We start from the raw sequence: 14,183 nt of genomic DNA on the forward strand, positions 1-14,183 counted from the left end.
CGCGTCCGGCCGCCGGCACCCGCCAGCGGCCGGGGAACGTCCGCGCATCCCCCGCGGGTGCCCGCAGCTCAGCGCAGCACCGGGCCGCCCTCCTCCTCCCCGACGCTCGCGTCCGGCAGTGCCACCAGGCCGAGTTCGGTCCCGGAGGCCAGCAGCGGATGCGAGGGCAGGACCCGCACGGTGTAGCCGTACGGGCCCGTACGGTCCAGCGAGAGCGGCCCCTCGTACACCCGGTGGTCCTCCAGGTCACCGGTGCCGGTCACCTTCAGCGGGGTGATCTGGGCGTCGACGAGCGCGTCGCCGGAGTCCACCCGCCCGGCCACGACCTGCACCTCCAGGTCCTCCGGGGCGAGGCCGCCGAGCACGATCCTGACCCGCAGCGCGAGGGTCGCGCCCAGCTCCGCCGAGCCGCTCGCGGTGGTGTCGGTGACCGTCTCGACGTGGTCGACGGCCACCTGCGGCCAGGCGGCCCGCACCTTCGACTTCCACGCCGCGAGCTCGCGTGCGGCGGGGACGTCCAGAGCGCGCCGCGACACCGCGGCGGGGGCGTAGAGCCGCTCCACGTACTCGCGGACCATGCGTCCGGCGAGGAGTTTCGGGCCGAGGGCGGCCAGGGTGCGGCGGACCATCTCGATCCAGCGCTCCGGCAGCCCGTTCTCCCCCCGGTCGTAGAAGCGGGGCGCGACCCGGTCCTCGATCAGCGCGTAGAGGGCGTCGGCCTCCAGTTCGTCGCGCCGGTCGTCGTCCACCGCGGAACCGTCCGCCGTCGGGATGGCCCAGCCGAAGTCCGGCTCGAACCACTCGTCCCACCAGCCGTCGCGCACCGAGAGGTTGAGGCTGCCGTTGAGGGCGGCCTTCATCCCGCTCGTGCCGCAGGCCTCCAGCGGGCGCAGCGGGTTGTTGAGCCACACGTCGCAGCCGGGGTAGAGCTTCTGCGCCATGGCCATGCCGTAGTCGGGCAGGAAGACGATCCGGTGGCGGACCCGGGCCTCGTCGGCGAACCGGACCAGCTCCTGGATCAGCCGCTTCCCGCCGTCGTCGGCGGGGTGCGCCTTGCCCGCGACGACGATCTGGATGGGCCGGGTGGGGTGGAGCAGCAGCCGGGTCAGCCGGTCCTTGTCGCGGAGCATCAGGGTGAGTCGCTTGTACGAGGGGACCCGGCGGGCGAAGCCGATGGTGAGGACGTCGGGGTCGAGGACGCCGTCGATCCAGCCGAGTTCGGCGGTTCCGGCGCCACGCCTGCGCCAGGAGGCGTAGAGCCGCTTGCGGACCTCGGTGACGAGCTGTTCGCGCAGGACCCGGCGCAGGTCCCAGATCTCGCGGTCGCCGATGGCGGCCACCGCGTCCCAGCGGCGGGGCGTGCCGGTGCGGTCGACGCCGATCCCGGCGGCCACTTCGCCGCCGGCGAGCGCGTCCCGGGCGCGGTCCTCGCCGACCTGCCGGGCGCCCAGGCTCAGCACCTCGGGGGCGACCCAGGTCGGGGCGTGCACGCCGTTGGTGACGGAGCTGATGGGCACCTCCGCCGGGTCGAATCCCGGCCAGAGCCCGGAGAACATCTCCCGGCTGACGGCTCCGTGCAGGGTGGAGACTCCGTTGGCCCGCTGGGCGAGCCTCAGGCCCATGACCGCCATGTTGAAGATGCCGGGGGTGCCGCCCTCGTACGTCTCCTCGCCGAGGGCGAGTACGCGGTCGACGGGGACTCCGGGGAGTTCGCCGTCGTCGCCGAAGTGGCGGGCGACGAGCTGGCGGTCGAATCGGTCTATGCCGGCGGGGACCGGGGTGTGGGTGGTGAAGACGGCGCCGGCCCGGACGATTTCGAGCGCGGCGTCGAAGTCGAGCCCCTCGCCGCCGAGTTGTCCGGACGCCTGGTCGGCTTGGTTGAGTTCCCGGATGCGTTCGAGGCCGAGGAAGCCGGCGTGGCCCTCGTTGGTGTGGAACACCTCGGGCGCGGGTGCGCCGGTGAGGCGGCACCAGGTGCGCACGGCACGCACCCCGCCGATGCCGAGCAGCATCTCCTGCAGGAGGCGGTGGTCGCTGCCGCCGCCGTAGAGCCGGTCGGTGACGTCGCGTTCGCCGGGGGCGTTCTCCTCCACGTCGGAGTCGAGCATGAGGAGGGGGACCCTGCCGACCTGGGCCTTCCAGACGCAGGCGTGCAGGGAGCGCCCGCCGGGCAGGGCGAGCACCACCCGGGCGGGGGTGCCGTCGTGTTCGCGCAGCAGGGTGACCGGGAGTTCGTTGGGGTCGAGCACCGGATAGGTCTCCTGCTGCCAGCCGTCGCGGGAGAGCGACTGGCGGAAGTAGCCGTGCCGGTAGAGCAGGCCGACGCCGATGAGCGGGACGCCGAGGTCGCTGGCGGCCTTGAGGTGGTCGCCTGCCAGGATGCCGAGTCCGCCGGAGTACTGCGGCAGAGCCGCGGTCACTCCGAACTCGGGTGAGAAGTAGGCGACGGAGCTGGGGAGTTGGCTGCCCTGGGCGAGCTGGTTCTGGTACCACCGGGGGCCGGTGAGGTAGCCGTCGAGCTCGTCGGCGGCCTCGCCGAGGCGGCCGAGGAACTCCTCGTCGCGGGCGAGTTCGGCCAGCCGGGAGGCGGAGACGGAGCCGAGGAGGCGGACCGGGTCGGCATCCTCCGGCCGCCACCCCTCGGGGTCGACGGACCGGAAGAGCTCCTGGGTCTCGGTGTGCCACGACCACCGCAGATTGCGCGCGAGGTCGTGCAGGGGTCGCAGGGGGTCGGGGAGGACGGGACGTACGGTGAACCGACGAATGGCCTTCACGCGTTCCACCTTTACAGGGGAGTTGCGAATCCGAGGGGACGCCGCACCACGGTGTGCGCCGCTCCGCCACTGACGACGGTAACGGCCCGGGGCTCCGTCCTGCCACGGCGCACGGGGTCGTCGCGCGGTCCGGCGCACGCGTCCCCGGGTCTCCGGCGCTGCCCCAGGGGTCCCGGCGGTCCCGGCAATCCCGCCCGCTGCGCACGGATATGGCTGATTTCACCCCCTCGGGCGACCTTGTGGGCGTGGGCCGGCCGGGAGAGGCTTCCGGGGTGGCGAACCCACCGGGAGGTGCGAGTCGCCGGAGCGCGGGTACCCGGTGACTCGTGTGACGCCGCACGCCCGATGCCGGGCACCGGACGCGCGCGGCGTCCGGATGACGACCCAGTAGTTAACACGACGCCGGGTTGACCGCGCGAAAGCGATGGGAAGGCTACCCGCGTACACAGCCGACCCGGCGGCACACGTCCTCGCGCACACCCCCGCAGCGTGCGCGTCATCCCCGCGCACGCCAGCCATTCGAGTGCCATTCGAGTGAACGCGGACAGGAGCGGCCATGCCCACAGCCCGTCAGCAGACAGCTGAGCAGCTACAAAGGACTGATCCCCATTCTCGCGGCACGCGGATGCGGTCCTCGCCGCGCGTGCCGTCGTCCCCGCACGCCCCGCTCCAGCTTTCAGGTGATGTCATGATCGGTCGTATCCCCGTCCTGGACGTCCTTCCGCTCGTCGATTGCGGCAGACGCCCGGCGAAGGCGGTGGTGGGCGAGACCTTCCAGGTCTCCGCCACGGTCTTCCGCGAAGGCCATGACGCGGTGGCGGCCAATGTCGTACTGCGCGACCCGAGCGGACGGCGCGGCCCGTTCGTGCCGCTGCGCGAACTCGCTCCCGGTACGGACCGGTGGGGAGCCGACGTCACCCCGGACACGGAGGGGCGCTGGACGTACAAGGTCGAGGCGTGGAGCGACCCGCTGACCACCTGGCGGCGGCTCGCGCAGATCAAGATCCCGGCAGGCATCGACACCGCACTGGTGCTCGCCGAGGGCGCGGCGCTCCACGAGCGCGCCGCCTCGGGCGTGCCGAAGAAGGACGGCCGGGAGGCGGTTCTGGCCGCCGTCGACGCCCTGCGGGACACCACCCGTACGCCCGCCGACCGGCTGGCGGCGGCGCTCACCCCGGCGGTGGCCGCCCCGCTCGCCCGCTTCCCGCTGCGCGAGCTGGTCACCGCTTCGCGCCCCCTCCCGCTGGTCGTCGAGCGCCCGCGTGCGCTGTACGGCGCGTGGTACGAGCTCTTCCCGCGCTCCGAGGGCGCCCGCCGCGAGAGCGTCCCCGGCGGCGAGACCCGGCTGGTCAGCGGCACGTTCCGGACGGCGGCCGAGCGGCTGCCCGCGGTGGCCGCGATGGGCTTCGACGTCGTCTACCTGCCGCCGGTCCACCCCATCGGCACCTCCCACCGCAAGGGGCCGGACAACACCCTGACGGCGGGCGCGGGCGATCCGGGCGTGCCCTGGGCGATCGGTTCGGCGGACGGCGGCCACGACGCCGTCCATCCGGACCTCGGCACGCTGGAGGACTTCGACCACTTCGTGGAGGCCGCCCGCACCCTGCGGATGGAGATCGCCCTGGACTTCGCGCTCCAGTGCTCCCCGGACCACCCCTGGGTGAAGGAGCACCCGGAGTGGTTCCACCACCGCCCCGACGGCTCGATCGCGTACGCCGAGAACCCGCCGAAGAAGTACCAGGACATCTACCCCATCGCCTTCGACAAGGACATGCCGGGGCTGGTCGCCGAGACGGTACGGGTGCTGCGGTTCTGGATGGACCACGGGGTGCGGATCTTCCGCGTGGACAACCCGCACACCAAGCCGGTCGTCTTCTGGGAGCAGGTGATCGAGAAGATCAACGGCACCGACCCGGACGTCGTCTTCCTCGCCGAGGCGTTCACCCGCCCCGCGATGATGCACACCCTCGCGAAGGTCGGTTTCCAGCAGTCGTACACGTACTTCACCTGGCGGAACACGAAGCAGGAGCTGACCGAGTACGCCCTGGAGGTCTCCGGCGAGGCCGCCTCGTACATGCGCCCCAACTTCTTCGTGAACACCCCCGACATCCTTCCCGGCTACCTCCAGGACGGCGGCCGGCCCGCCTTCGAGGTCCGGGCCGTGCTGGCCGCGACGCTCTCCCCGTCCTGGGGCGTGTACGCGGGATTCGAGCTGTGCGAGAACACCCCGACGCGTCCGGGGAGCGAGGAGTACCTGCACTCGGAGAAGTACGAACTCAGGCCCAGGGACTGGGAGTCGGCCGAACGCGAGGGACGTTCGCTGGCCCCGCTGATCACGTCGCTCAACCGGATCAGGCGCCGCCATCCGGCGCTCCGGCAGCTGCGGGACGTCCACTTCCACTCCGCCGACAACGAAGCGCTGATCGTCTACAGCAAGCGCTCCGGATCGAACACCCTCCTGGTGGTCGTGAACCTCGACCCGCACCACACCCAGGAGGCCACGGTCTCGTTGGACATGCCGCAACTCGGCCTCGACTGGCACGAGAGCGTGCCGGTGCGCGACGAGCTCACCGGCGACACCTATCACTGGGGCAGGACCTTCTACGTGCGCCTAGAGCCGGGTATCACGCCCGCGCACGTCGTCGTCCTGCGACCGTCCCCGCCGACCGGAGGGTCACCCACACCATGATCGTGAATGAGCCTGTTCCCGACACCTTCGAGGACACCCCCGCCAAGGACCGCGATCCCGACTGGTTCAAGCGCGCCGTCTTCTACGAGGTCCTCGTCCGGTCCTTCCAGGACTCCAACGGCGACGGCATCGGAGACCTCAAGGGCATCACCGCCAAGCTGGACTACCTCCAGTGGCTCGGCATCGACTGCCTCTGGCTGCCGCCGTTCTTCAAGTCGCCTCTGCGCGACGGCGGTTACGACGTCTCGGACTACACCGCCGTGCTTCCGGAGTTCGGCGACCTCGCCGACTTCGTGGAGTTCGTGGACGCCGCGCACCAGCGCGGCATGCGCGTCATCATCGACTTCGTCATGAACCACACGAGCGACCAGCACGAGTGGTTCCAGCAGTCCCGGTCGGACCCCGACGGGCCGTACGGCGACTACTACGTCTGGGCCGACGACGACAAGCAGTTCCCCGACGCGAGGATCATCTTCGTCGACACGGAGACCTCGAACTGGACCTTCGACCCGGTACGCAAGCAGTACTACTGGCACCGGTTCTTCTCGCACCAGCCCGACCTCAACTACGAGAACCCTGCGGTGCAGGAAGAGATCATCTCCGCCCTCCGCTTCTGGCTGGACCTCGGCATCGACGGCTTCCGCGTGGACGCCGTGCCCTACCTCTACCAGCGCGAAGGCACCAACTGCGAGAACCTCCCCGAGACCCACGGCTTCCTCAAGCGGGTCCGCAAGGAGATCGACGCCAACTACCCGGACACCGTCCTGCTCGCCGAGGCCAACCAGTGGCCCGAGGACGTCGTCGACTACTTCGGCGACTACCAGTCCGGCGGCGACGAGTGCCACATGGCGTTCCACTTCCCGGTGATGCCGCGCATCTTCATGGCGGTACGGCGGGAGAGCCGCTACCCGGTCTCCGAAGTCCTCGCCAAGACACCGGCCATCCCGAAGAACTGCCAGTGGGGCATCTTCCTGCGCAACCACGACGAGCTCACCCTCGAAATGGTCACGGACGAAGAGCGCGACTACATGTACGCCGAGTACGCCAAGGACCCGCGGATGCGCGCCAACATCGGCATCCGGCGGCGCCTCGCCCCCCTGCTGGACAACGACCGCAACCAGATCGAGCTGTTCACCGCTCTGCTGCTGTCGCTGCCCGGCTCCCCGATCCTCTACTACGGGGACGAGATCGGGATGGGCGACAACATCTGGCTCGGCGACCGCGACGGGGTACGCACCCCGATGCAGTGGACGCCGGACCGCAACGCCGGGTTCTCCTCCAGCGACCCTGGCCGGCTCTTCCTGCCCACGATCATGGACCCGGTCTACGGCTACCAGGTCACCAACGTCGAGGCGTCGATGGCGTCGCCCTCCTCCCTGCTGCACTGGACCCGGCGCATGATCGAGATCCGCAAGCAGAATCCGGCCTTCGGACTGGGCGAGTACACCGAACTGCCGTCGTCCAACCCGGCGGTGCTCGCGTTCACCCGTGAGTACGGGGACGACCTCGTGCTGTGCGTCCACAACTTCTCCCGGTTCGCACAGCCGACGGAACTCGACCTGAGGTCCTTCAACGGACGCCACCCGGTCGAACTGATCGGCGGGGTGCGCTTCCCCGCCGTCGGCGAGTGGCCCTACCTGCTCACTCTCGCCGGCCACGGCTTCTACTGGTTCCGGCTGCGGAAGGAAGCTCCGGCCATCTGACGGGCGCCACCGGGGTGTTACGCCCCGGGCAACGGAACGCACGGCTCCTGCGGGACGGTTTTGGCCGTCCCGCACGGGGCACTCTCCCCCACATCGAGCGTTGGACGGCTTCGCGTGGCCGTTGGGCCATTCGAGTCCGTACGCACCATCCTCAGCCGACACGTCCCGCACAGCCGGACAGCCATTGCCGCAATCCGGGACACTCCTCGCATCTGTGTGCCCGGGGAAAGGACGCGATGCCATGTCGGAGGCTGCATCCACTCACGTCGCCCTGGCGAAAAGCACCACGAAACAGGCGCCCCACCCGCAACCCCATCCACGGCCGGGAGGCGCCGCGGCGGCGACCGCGCTGCTGCCCTCCCTCGCCCCGCTGCTCCACGACTGGCTGCCCCGGCAGAGATGGTTCGCCGGCAAGGGCCACCCGGTGGCCGGGTTCACCCTGGTCTGCGCGACCGAGATACTGCCGGTGGACTCATCGACGACCGGCCCCGGGCTGCTGCACCTCCTGGTCCGGGTCCACCAGCCCGGACTGCCCGCCCGCGCCACCGGAGACTGCTACCAACTCCTGCTCGGGGTGAGGAAGGACCTGCCACCGAGTCTGGCCCCCGCCCTCATCGGGCGGGTGGCGGACGGCCCGCTGGCCGGCCGCACCGTGTACGAGGGCCTCCACGACCCCCGGCTCGCCGGTCTGCTGCTGGAACGGTTCCGCCGCCCCGGCCCGCTCGGCGCACTCCGCTTCGAGCGCGCCGAAACGATTCCGGCCGGGCTCGCGCCCCGGCTGCTGGACACCGAACAGTCCAACTCCTCGCTCGTCTTCGGCGACGCGTACATCCTGAAGATCCTGCGGAGAGTCTTCCCGGGAACCAACCCGGATCTGGAGCTGCCGCTCGCCCTCGTCGGCGAGGGCTGCGGACGGGTGCCCGCACCCGTCGCCTGGTTCGAGGCGGCCACGCCGGAACCGCTCACCCTCGGCGTGCTGCAACCCTTCCTGCGCGGCGCCGAGGACGGCTGGCAACTGGCCCTCGGCGCACTCGCCGAGGGGCGCGACTTCGTCCCGGAATCCCGTGCGCTCGGCCGGGCCACCGCCGAGGTGCACTCCGCGCTCGCCTCCGCCCTCCCCGGCCCCGACCTGCGCCGTGCGGGCACCGAGACGCTGGTCGCCGGCATGACCCAGCGACTGGAGGCGACCGCGCAGGCCGTCCCCGTGCTCCTGCCGTACGTCCCCGCGCTACGCGCCGCCTTCGACGCGCTGGGGGAACTCGGACACCGGGGCCGCTCCTGGGCCACCCACCGGGTCCACGGCGACCTGCACCTCGGACAGACACTCCGCGGCGCCGACGGGTTCTGGTCGCTCATCGACTTCGAGGGCGAACCCGCCAAACCGCTCGCCGAACGCCGCAGCCCGCAGCCTCCGGTGCGCGACGTCGCCGGGATGCTCCGCTCCTTCGACTACGCGGCCCGCTCCCACCGGCCCTGGAGCGACGCGTGGGCGGAGCGCTGCCGCTCCGCGTACTGCGAGGGGTACGCCGACGTCTCGGGCACCGACCCGCGCAGCGAACCCGAACTGCTGCGCGCCCACGAGACGGACAAGGCGGTGTACGAGGTGCTGTACGAGGCACGGCACCGCCCCGACTGGCTGCCCGTCCCGATGGCCGCGATCCAGCGGCTGGCCGCGTCCACCTGATCCGGGTCCGCGCGGCTCCCCCGCCGCGCGGCCCGGTGGACCGGCGGGCGCGTCCCGGCCCGCGCCCGCTCCGCACCCCGGCCCCGTCCACCGCCCGGTCCGCCCCCCGACCGCACGGATTTCCCCGTTCCGTACGCCCCCGCCCCCGCACCGACCGACCCCCCGAGGAGGCCGTCCCCCGTGACCGCCCGTAAGCCGTCCAGGAACACGCCCGCCCCCGTCGAAGCCGAGGCCGCACCCGCCCCCCAGCCGGTGACGACCGAGACGGCCGACGGGCCCGTGGCCGCGGCCTCCGCCGCCGCCACGGTCACCGCCACCGCGCCCGCGCCCGCGAAGCGCCCCAAGGCCAAGCGGAAGAACGGCGTGCCGCCCCGCCCCCGGCGCGGCGGCACCGACGCCGGCGAAGGCGTCCGGCCCGCACCCGCCCTGCACGACGCCGACCGGGGCCGGCTGCTCGCCGGCGAGCACCACGCCCCGCACGACCTGCTCGGCGCACACCCCCACGACGGCGGGGTGCTGGTCCGGGCGCTGCGCCCGCACGCGCGCGGCGTGACGGTGCTCGCCGAGGGGCTGCGCGCCGAACTGCTCGACGACGGCGACGGCTTCTTCTCCGCCGTCCTGCCGCTCGGGGCCGTACCCGCCTACCGGCTGCTGGTCGCCTACGCGGACAACGAGATCGAGATCGAGGACCCGTACCGCTTCCTGCCCGCGATCGGCGAGCTGGACCTGCACCTGATCGGCGAAGGACGGCACGAGGAGCTGTGGACCGCGCTGGGCTCGCGGATCATGGAGCACCAGGGCGTCACCGGAACCCGGTTCACCGTGTGGGCGCCCAACGCGCGCGGGGTGCGGATCGCGGGTGACTTCACCTACTGGGACAGCACCGGCCTGCCGATGCGTTCGCTCGGGTCGACCGGCGTGTGGGAGCTCTTCCTCCCCGGGGTCGGCGAGGGCGCGCTCTACAAGTTCGACCTCTGCCGCCCGGACGGCTCGCACACCCTGCGCGCGGACCCGATGGCCCGCGCCACCGAGATCCCGCCCGCCACCGCCTCGGTGGTCACGGCCTCGCACTACGCGTGGCAGGACGCCGACTGGATGGAGCGCCGGGGCGACCGTCCGGTGCACGAGGCGCCCTTCTCCGTATACGAAATCCATCTCCCCTCCTGGCGACCGCGCCTGACGTACCGCCAACTCGCCGAGCAACTGCCCGCGTACGTCAAGGACCTGGGCTTCACGCACGTGGAGCTGATGCCCGTCTCCGAGCACCCGTTCGGCGGCTCCTGGGGCTACCAGGTGACCGGCTTCTACGCGCCGACCTCCCGCATGGGCACCCCCGACGACTTCCGGCACCTGGTGGACTCGCTGCACCGGGCGGGCATCGGAGTGATCATGGACTGGGTGCCCGCGCACTTCCCGCGCGACGAGTGGGCGCTGGCGGAGTTCGACGGACGCCCGCTGTACGAGCACTCCGACCCGTCCCGCGCCGCACACCCGGACTGGGGCACCCTGGAGTTCGACTACGGCCGCACCGAGGTCCGCAACTTCCTCGTCTCCAACGCCACTTACTGGTGCGAGGAGTTCCACATCGACGGACTGCGGGTCGACGCCGTCGCCTCCATGCTCTACCTCGACTACTCCCGCGAGGACGGCCAGTGGTCGCCCAACGAGCACGGTGGCCGGGAGAACCTGGACGCGGTGGCCTTCCTCCAGGAGATGAACGCGACCGTCTACCGCCGCAACCCCGGTGTCGTGACGATCGCCGAGGAGTCCACCGCCTGGAACGGCGTCACCCGCGCCACCCACCACACCGGCCCGGACGGCTTCGGCGGCCTCGGCTTCGGGCTGAAGTGGAACATGGGCTGGATGCACGACTCCCTCACCTACATGGCGAAGGAGCCGGTGCACCGCAAGTACCACCACAACGAGATGACCTTCTCGATGGTGTACGCGTACAGCGAGAACTACGTGCTGCCGATCTCGCACGACGAGGTGGTGCACGGCAAGCAGGCGCTGGTCTCGAAGATGCCCGGCGACTGGTGGCAGCAGCGCGCGAACCACCGCGCCTACCTCGGCTTCATGTGGGCCCACCCCGGCAAACAACTCCTCTTCATGGGACAGGAGTTCGCCCAGGGGGCCGAGTGGTCGGAGGGCCACGGCCCGGACTGGTGGCTGCTCGACCCGGCGTACGAGGCGTCCGCCGACCACCGGGGCGTACGCGACCTGGTCGGCGACCTGAACGCGGTGTACGGCGCGGTGCCCGCGCTCTGGCAGCGCGACACCGACCCGGGCGGCTTCGGCTGGGTGGACGGCGGCGCGGCGGAGGACAACGTCCTCGCGTTCCTCCGCTTCGACGCGGACGGCTCACCGCTGCTCGCGGTCTCCCACTTCTCCCCGGCGGTCCGGCACGACTACCGGCTCGGGGTGCCCGAGTCGGCCGGGAGCTGGGTGGAGGTCCTGAACACCGACTCGGCCCGCTACGGCGGCAGCGACGTGCGGAACGAGGAGCCGCTGAAGCCGGAGGAGGTACCGGCGCACGGCCGTCAGGTCAGCATCACGGTGACCCTGCCGCCGCTCGCGACGGTCTGGTTCCGCCCGGCCTGACCCGCGGCCCCGCCCCTGTCACGCGGGAAGCCCGGACCGCCCGGTCCGGGCTTCCCGGCTTTCCGGCTTTCCGGCGTACCGGCACGGACGTAACGCCCCGGGGTGGTGCCCACGATCCGCTTGAAGTGCCGGCTGAGGTGCGACTGGTCGTGGAAGCCGGCGGCTGCCGCCACCTCGCCGGGCGGCCGTCCGTCGAGCAGCAGGCGGCGGGCCAGGTCGACGCGGCGGGACGTCACGTACTGGTGCGGGGCGATACCGAACGCGCCGCTGAAGGCCCGTACGAGATGGGTGGGGTGGGCGTGGACCAGACGCGCTGCCTCTGCCAGGGTGAGGCCGTCGAGCAGCCGTGCGTCGAGCAGGTCACGGAGGTCCCGGGCGACTCCCCGGCCGTCGGGTGCCGCACCCCCACGATCCGGCCCGGGGCCGAGGAGCGCCCTCAGCCGCTCCCCCACGAACGCCAGCCGGCTCTCCGCCTCGAACGCGTCTCCGGGGTGCGCGAGGGCCGCGTGCAGCTGGCCGACGCGGGTACGCAGCAGCGGTTCGGTGAAGTCCGGGTGGCCCACCGCCCGCCCGATGAGGCTCACGTCGAGCTGGGTCGTGTCGAGGTAGACGACGCGCTTGCGGAAGCCGTGCGCCGTGGCGGGCGAGCCGTTGTGCGGGACGTGCGGGGGCAACAGGCTCACGGTGTCGCGCGGGGTGCCGCGCTCGTACCGGTCGAGGTCGTAGCGGACTGCGCCGTCGTCGACGATCAGCAGTGTCCAGGCGTCGTGGACGTGCATGGGGTAGGCGTGCTCGGTGAAGTGGGCGTGGAACACCTCGACGACGCCCGGGACCGGCGGGCGCCAGGCGGAGGTCTCCGGTACGGACGTCACGCCAAGAACGTACAAGACGGAACGGTCGGGTGTCGCGGAGTCTCGGAGCATGAACACCGAGAACGGGAACACCACCAAGATCACCGAGGCCACCGCCCCGCACGAGAACGCCCCCGTCCGCTTCGACACCAAGATCGCCGTGCTGCTCCGGGAGGACCTGGAGACCTGGCAGCGGCTGAACGTCACCGCCTTCCTGGTCAGCGGGCTCGGCTCGGTGGCGCCCGAGGTCGTCGGCGAGCCGTACGAGGACGCCGACGGCACCCCGTACCTGCCGATGTTCCGTCAGCCCGTGCTGGTCTTCGAGGGCACGAAGGAGGTGCTGACCGCCGCGCACACCCGAGCGCTCTCCCGCGCGCTGCCGAGGTCCCTGTTCACCTCGGACCTGTTCACCACGGGCAACGACCGGGACAACCGGGCGGCCGTACGCGCCGTGGGCGCGGACGCGCTCGACCTGGTGGGCCTGGCGGTGTACGGCCCGCGCAACGCGGTCGACAAGGTCCTCAAGGGCGCCCGCATGCACCCGTGAGTCTCAGGAACCGAAAGCCGGCGTCCGGCCGGCGTCGTCCCACGCCTCGCGGGCGGCGGCGATGACCGGCCGGTGCTCGATCGACCAGTCCGCCAGCGCCTTGACCAGGTGGGTGAGGCTGTGGCCCAGCTCCGTGAGTTCGTACTCGACCTGGGGCGGAACGGTCGCGTACACGGTCCGGTTCACCAGGCCGTCACGCTCCAGGCGGCGGACGGTCAGGGTCAGCATGCGCTGCGAGACGCCGCCCGGAATCCGGCGCTGCAACTCCTTGAACCGCCGCACTCCGGAGGCGAGTTCGACGATCACGTAGACCGACCACTTGTCGCCGAGCCGGTCCAGCACGTCCCGCACACCGCACTCGTCCTGCGGGGTCTCACAGACGATCACCGGCTCCCGCGGCTCGGACGTGGTTACACCGGTGTGCCCTACCGACATCGAAGTGCCTCCTTATGCGATCCGCGTCCACTCCCGAGGATGAGAACACACTGCTCAGGAGGGAACTTCCATGTTGCTCATCACCGGCGCGAACGGCGCACTCGGCAGGCTCGTCACCAGCGAACTGGCGGGCCGCGACGACGTCGTCCTCGGTACCCGGACACCACGTTCGGCGACCGAGCGGCGCGTCGACTTCGACGACCCGTCGTCGCTGGACTTCACCGGGGTGGAGACGCTGCTGCTCATCTCCGCCGGATACGGCGAGGACGACGTCGTCCTCGCCCGGCACGAGACAGCGATCTCCGCCGCCGAGAAGGCCGGGGTGCGGCACGTCGTGTACACCAGCCTGAGCGGCGACGGCGATCACCTGCCCTTCGCCCTCGCCCACCGCTGGACGGAACGCCGCCTGGCGCGCTCGCCGTTGAGCTGGACGGTCCTGCGCAACGGCCTCTACGCCGAGTTCCTCGCCGCCGTCGCGGCACCCACCGGCGACGGCACGATCACGGCCCCGCTGGGCGACGGCAGACTGGCGGCCGTGGCCAGGGAGGACTTGGCGGCGGTGGCGGCCCGGGTGGTGGCCGAGCCCGGAGCGCACGCGGGAAAGGTGTACGAGCTCGTCGGCGAGGAGCCCTTGGGCGGCGACGACCTGGCCGGGGCGGTCGGCGGACGCTACCGGCCCGGCTCGCTGGCGGCGGCCCGCGAGGCGATCTCCTCGGCCGGTGAGGCCCTGCCCTTCCAGGTGCCCATGCTCGTCGGCACCTACTCGGCGATCGCCGCGGGCTTCCTCGACGGCAGCGCGCTCGTGGACAACGCCCTGCCGAGGCTCCTCGGCCGCACGCCGACTTCCGCCCTGGACGTGTACCGGGCGTCCGTGGGGCGCTGACACGGGTGGGGCCGAA

The 14,183-nt window shown here is 71.8% G+C and carries 9 protein-coding genes; 6 read left to right on the forward strand and 3 right to left on the reverse strand.

The genetic code is table 11. The features are described 5' to 3' along the window. Positions 1 to 68: 68 nt before the first annotated feature. A complete protein-coding gene (gene glgP, locus OHT52_RS07400) occupies positions 69 to 2,774 on the reverse strand; it encodes an alpha-glucan family phosphorylase (RefSeq protein ID WP_328719335.1) in 2,706 nt (901 codons plus the stop codon). 688 nt (positions 2,775 to 3,462) lie between these two features. Between glgP and OHT52_RS07405 the strand changes: the two genes are divergently transcribed. From OHT52_RS07405 to glgB, 4 genes are all read left to right on the forward strand, one after another. Then, positions 3,463 to 5,463: an alpha-1,4-glucan--maltose-1-phosphate maltosyltransferase gene (locus OHT52_RS07405; protein WP_328719336.1), complete on the forward strand. Its 2,001-nt coding sequence runs from the start codon at positions 3,463 to 3,465 to the stop codon at positions 5,461 to 5,463. Then, positions 5,460 to 7,166, forward strand: coding sequence for a maltose alpha-D-glucosyltransferase (treS, locus tag OHT52_RS07410; protein ID WP_328719337.1), 1,707 nt, complete (start codon positions 5,460 to 5,462; stop codon positions 7,164 to 7,166). Before OHT52_RS07405 ends, treS begins: the two co-directional genes overlap by 4 nt. A 241-nt stretch (positions 7,167 to 7,407) precedes the next feature. Further along, positions 7,408 to 8,850, forward strand: a complete 1,443-nt coding sequence (locus OHT52_RS07415; RefSeq protein WP_328719338.1) for a maltokinase N-terminal cap-like domain-containing protein — start codon at positions 7,408 to 7,410, stop codon at positions 8,848 to 8,850. A gap of 180 nt (positions 8,851 to 9,030) precedes the next feature. Then, positions 9,031 to 11,451 carry a 1,4-alpha-glucan branching enzyme gene (glgB, locus tag OHT52_RS07420; protein ID WP_328719339.1) on the forward strand — a complete coding sequence of 807 codons (2,421 nt, stop codon included), beginning with the start codon at positions 9,031 to 9,033 and terminating at the stop codon, positions 11,449 to 11,451. Here glgB and OHT52_RS07425 read toward each other — a convergent pair. Beyond that, positions 11,391 to 12,374 carry an AraC family transcriptional regulator gene (locus OHT52_RS07425; RefSeq protein WP_443046516.1) on the reverse strand — a complete coding sequence of 328 codons (984 nt, stop codon included), beginning with the start codon at positions 12,372 to 12,374 and terminating at the stop codon, positions 11,391 to 11,393. The genes glgB and OHT52_RS07425 overlap by 61 nt on opposite strands. Between OHT52_RS07425 and OHT52_RS07430 the strand changes: the two genes are divergently transcribed. Further along, on the forward strand, positions 12,373 to 12,849 hold the full coding sequence (locus OHT52_RS07430; protein WP_328719341.1) for a DUF2000 domain-containing protein: 477 nt from the start codon (positions 12,373 to 12,375) through the stop codon (positions 12,847 to 12,849). The genes OHT52_RS07425 and OHT52_RS07430 overlap by 2 nt on opposite strands. Positions 12,850 to 12,852: 3 nt before the next feature. Here the strand turns inward: OHT52_RS07430 and OHT52_RS07435 are convergent, their stop codons facing one another. Then, a complete protein-coding gene (locus OHT52_RS07435) occupies positions 12,853 to 13,284 on the reverse strand; it encodes a winged helix-turn-helix transcriptional regulator (protein ID WP_328719342.1) in 432 nt (143 codons plus the stop codon). Positions 13,285 to 13,354: 70 nt separating this feature from the next. Between OHT52_RS07435 and OHT52_RS07440 the strand changes: the two genes are divergently transcribed. Next, the gene (locus OHT52_RS07440) at positions 13,355 to 14,167 is read left to right on the forward strand and encodes an NAD(P)H-binding protein (protein ID WP_328719343.1); all 813 of its coding nucleotides are present in this window, start codon (positions 13,355 to 13,357) and stop codon (positions 14,165 to 14,167) included. The last annotated feature ends 16 nt before the right edge of the window (positions 14,168 to 14,183 follow it).

Origin of the sequence: Streptomyces sp. NBC_00247 (assembly GCF_036188265.1) — a bacterium.
Taxonomy (GTDB): Bacteria; Actinomycetota; Actinomycetes; order Streptomycetales; family Streptomycetaceae; genus Streptomyces.

Excerpts from the sequence above, each read along its gene's own strand:
- OHT52_RS07425 (WP_443046516.1), bottom strand. The coding sequence starts at position 12,374 with ATGCTCCGAGACTCCGCGACACCCGACCGTTCCGTCTTGTACGTTCTT.
- OHT52_RS07435 (WP_328719342.1), bottom strand. The coding sequence starts at position 13,284 with ATGTCGGTAGGGCACACCGGTGTAACCACGTCCGAGCCGCGGGAGCCG.
- OHT52_RS07405 (WP_328719336.1), top strand. The coding sequence starts at position 3,463 with ATGATCGGTCGTATCCCCGTCCTGGACGTCCTTCCGCTCGTCGATTGC.
- OHT52_RS07430 (WP_328719341.1), top strand. The coding sequence starts at position 12,373 with ATGAACACCGAGAACGGGAACACCACCAAGATCACCGAGGCCACCGCC.
- OHT52_RS07415 (WP_328719338.1), top strand. The coding sequence starts at position 7,408 with ATGTCGGAGGCTGCATCCACTCACGTCGCCCTGGCGAAAAGCACCACG.
- treS (WP_328719337.1), top strand. The coding sequence starts at position 5,460 with ATGATCGTGAATGAGCCTGTTCCCGACACCTTCGAGGACACCCCCGCC.
- OHT52_RS07440 (WP_328719343.1), top strand. The coding sequence starts at position 13,355 with ATGTTGCTCATCACCGGCGCGAACGGCGCACTCGGCAGGCTCGTCACC.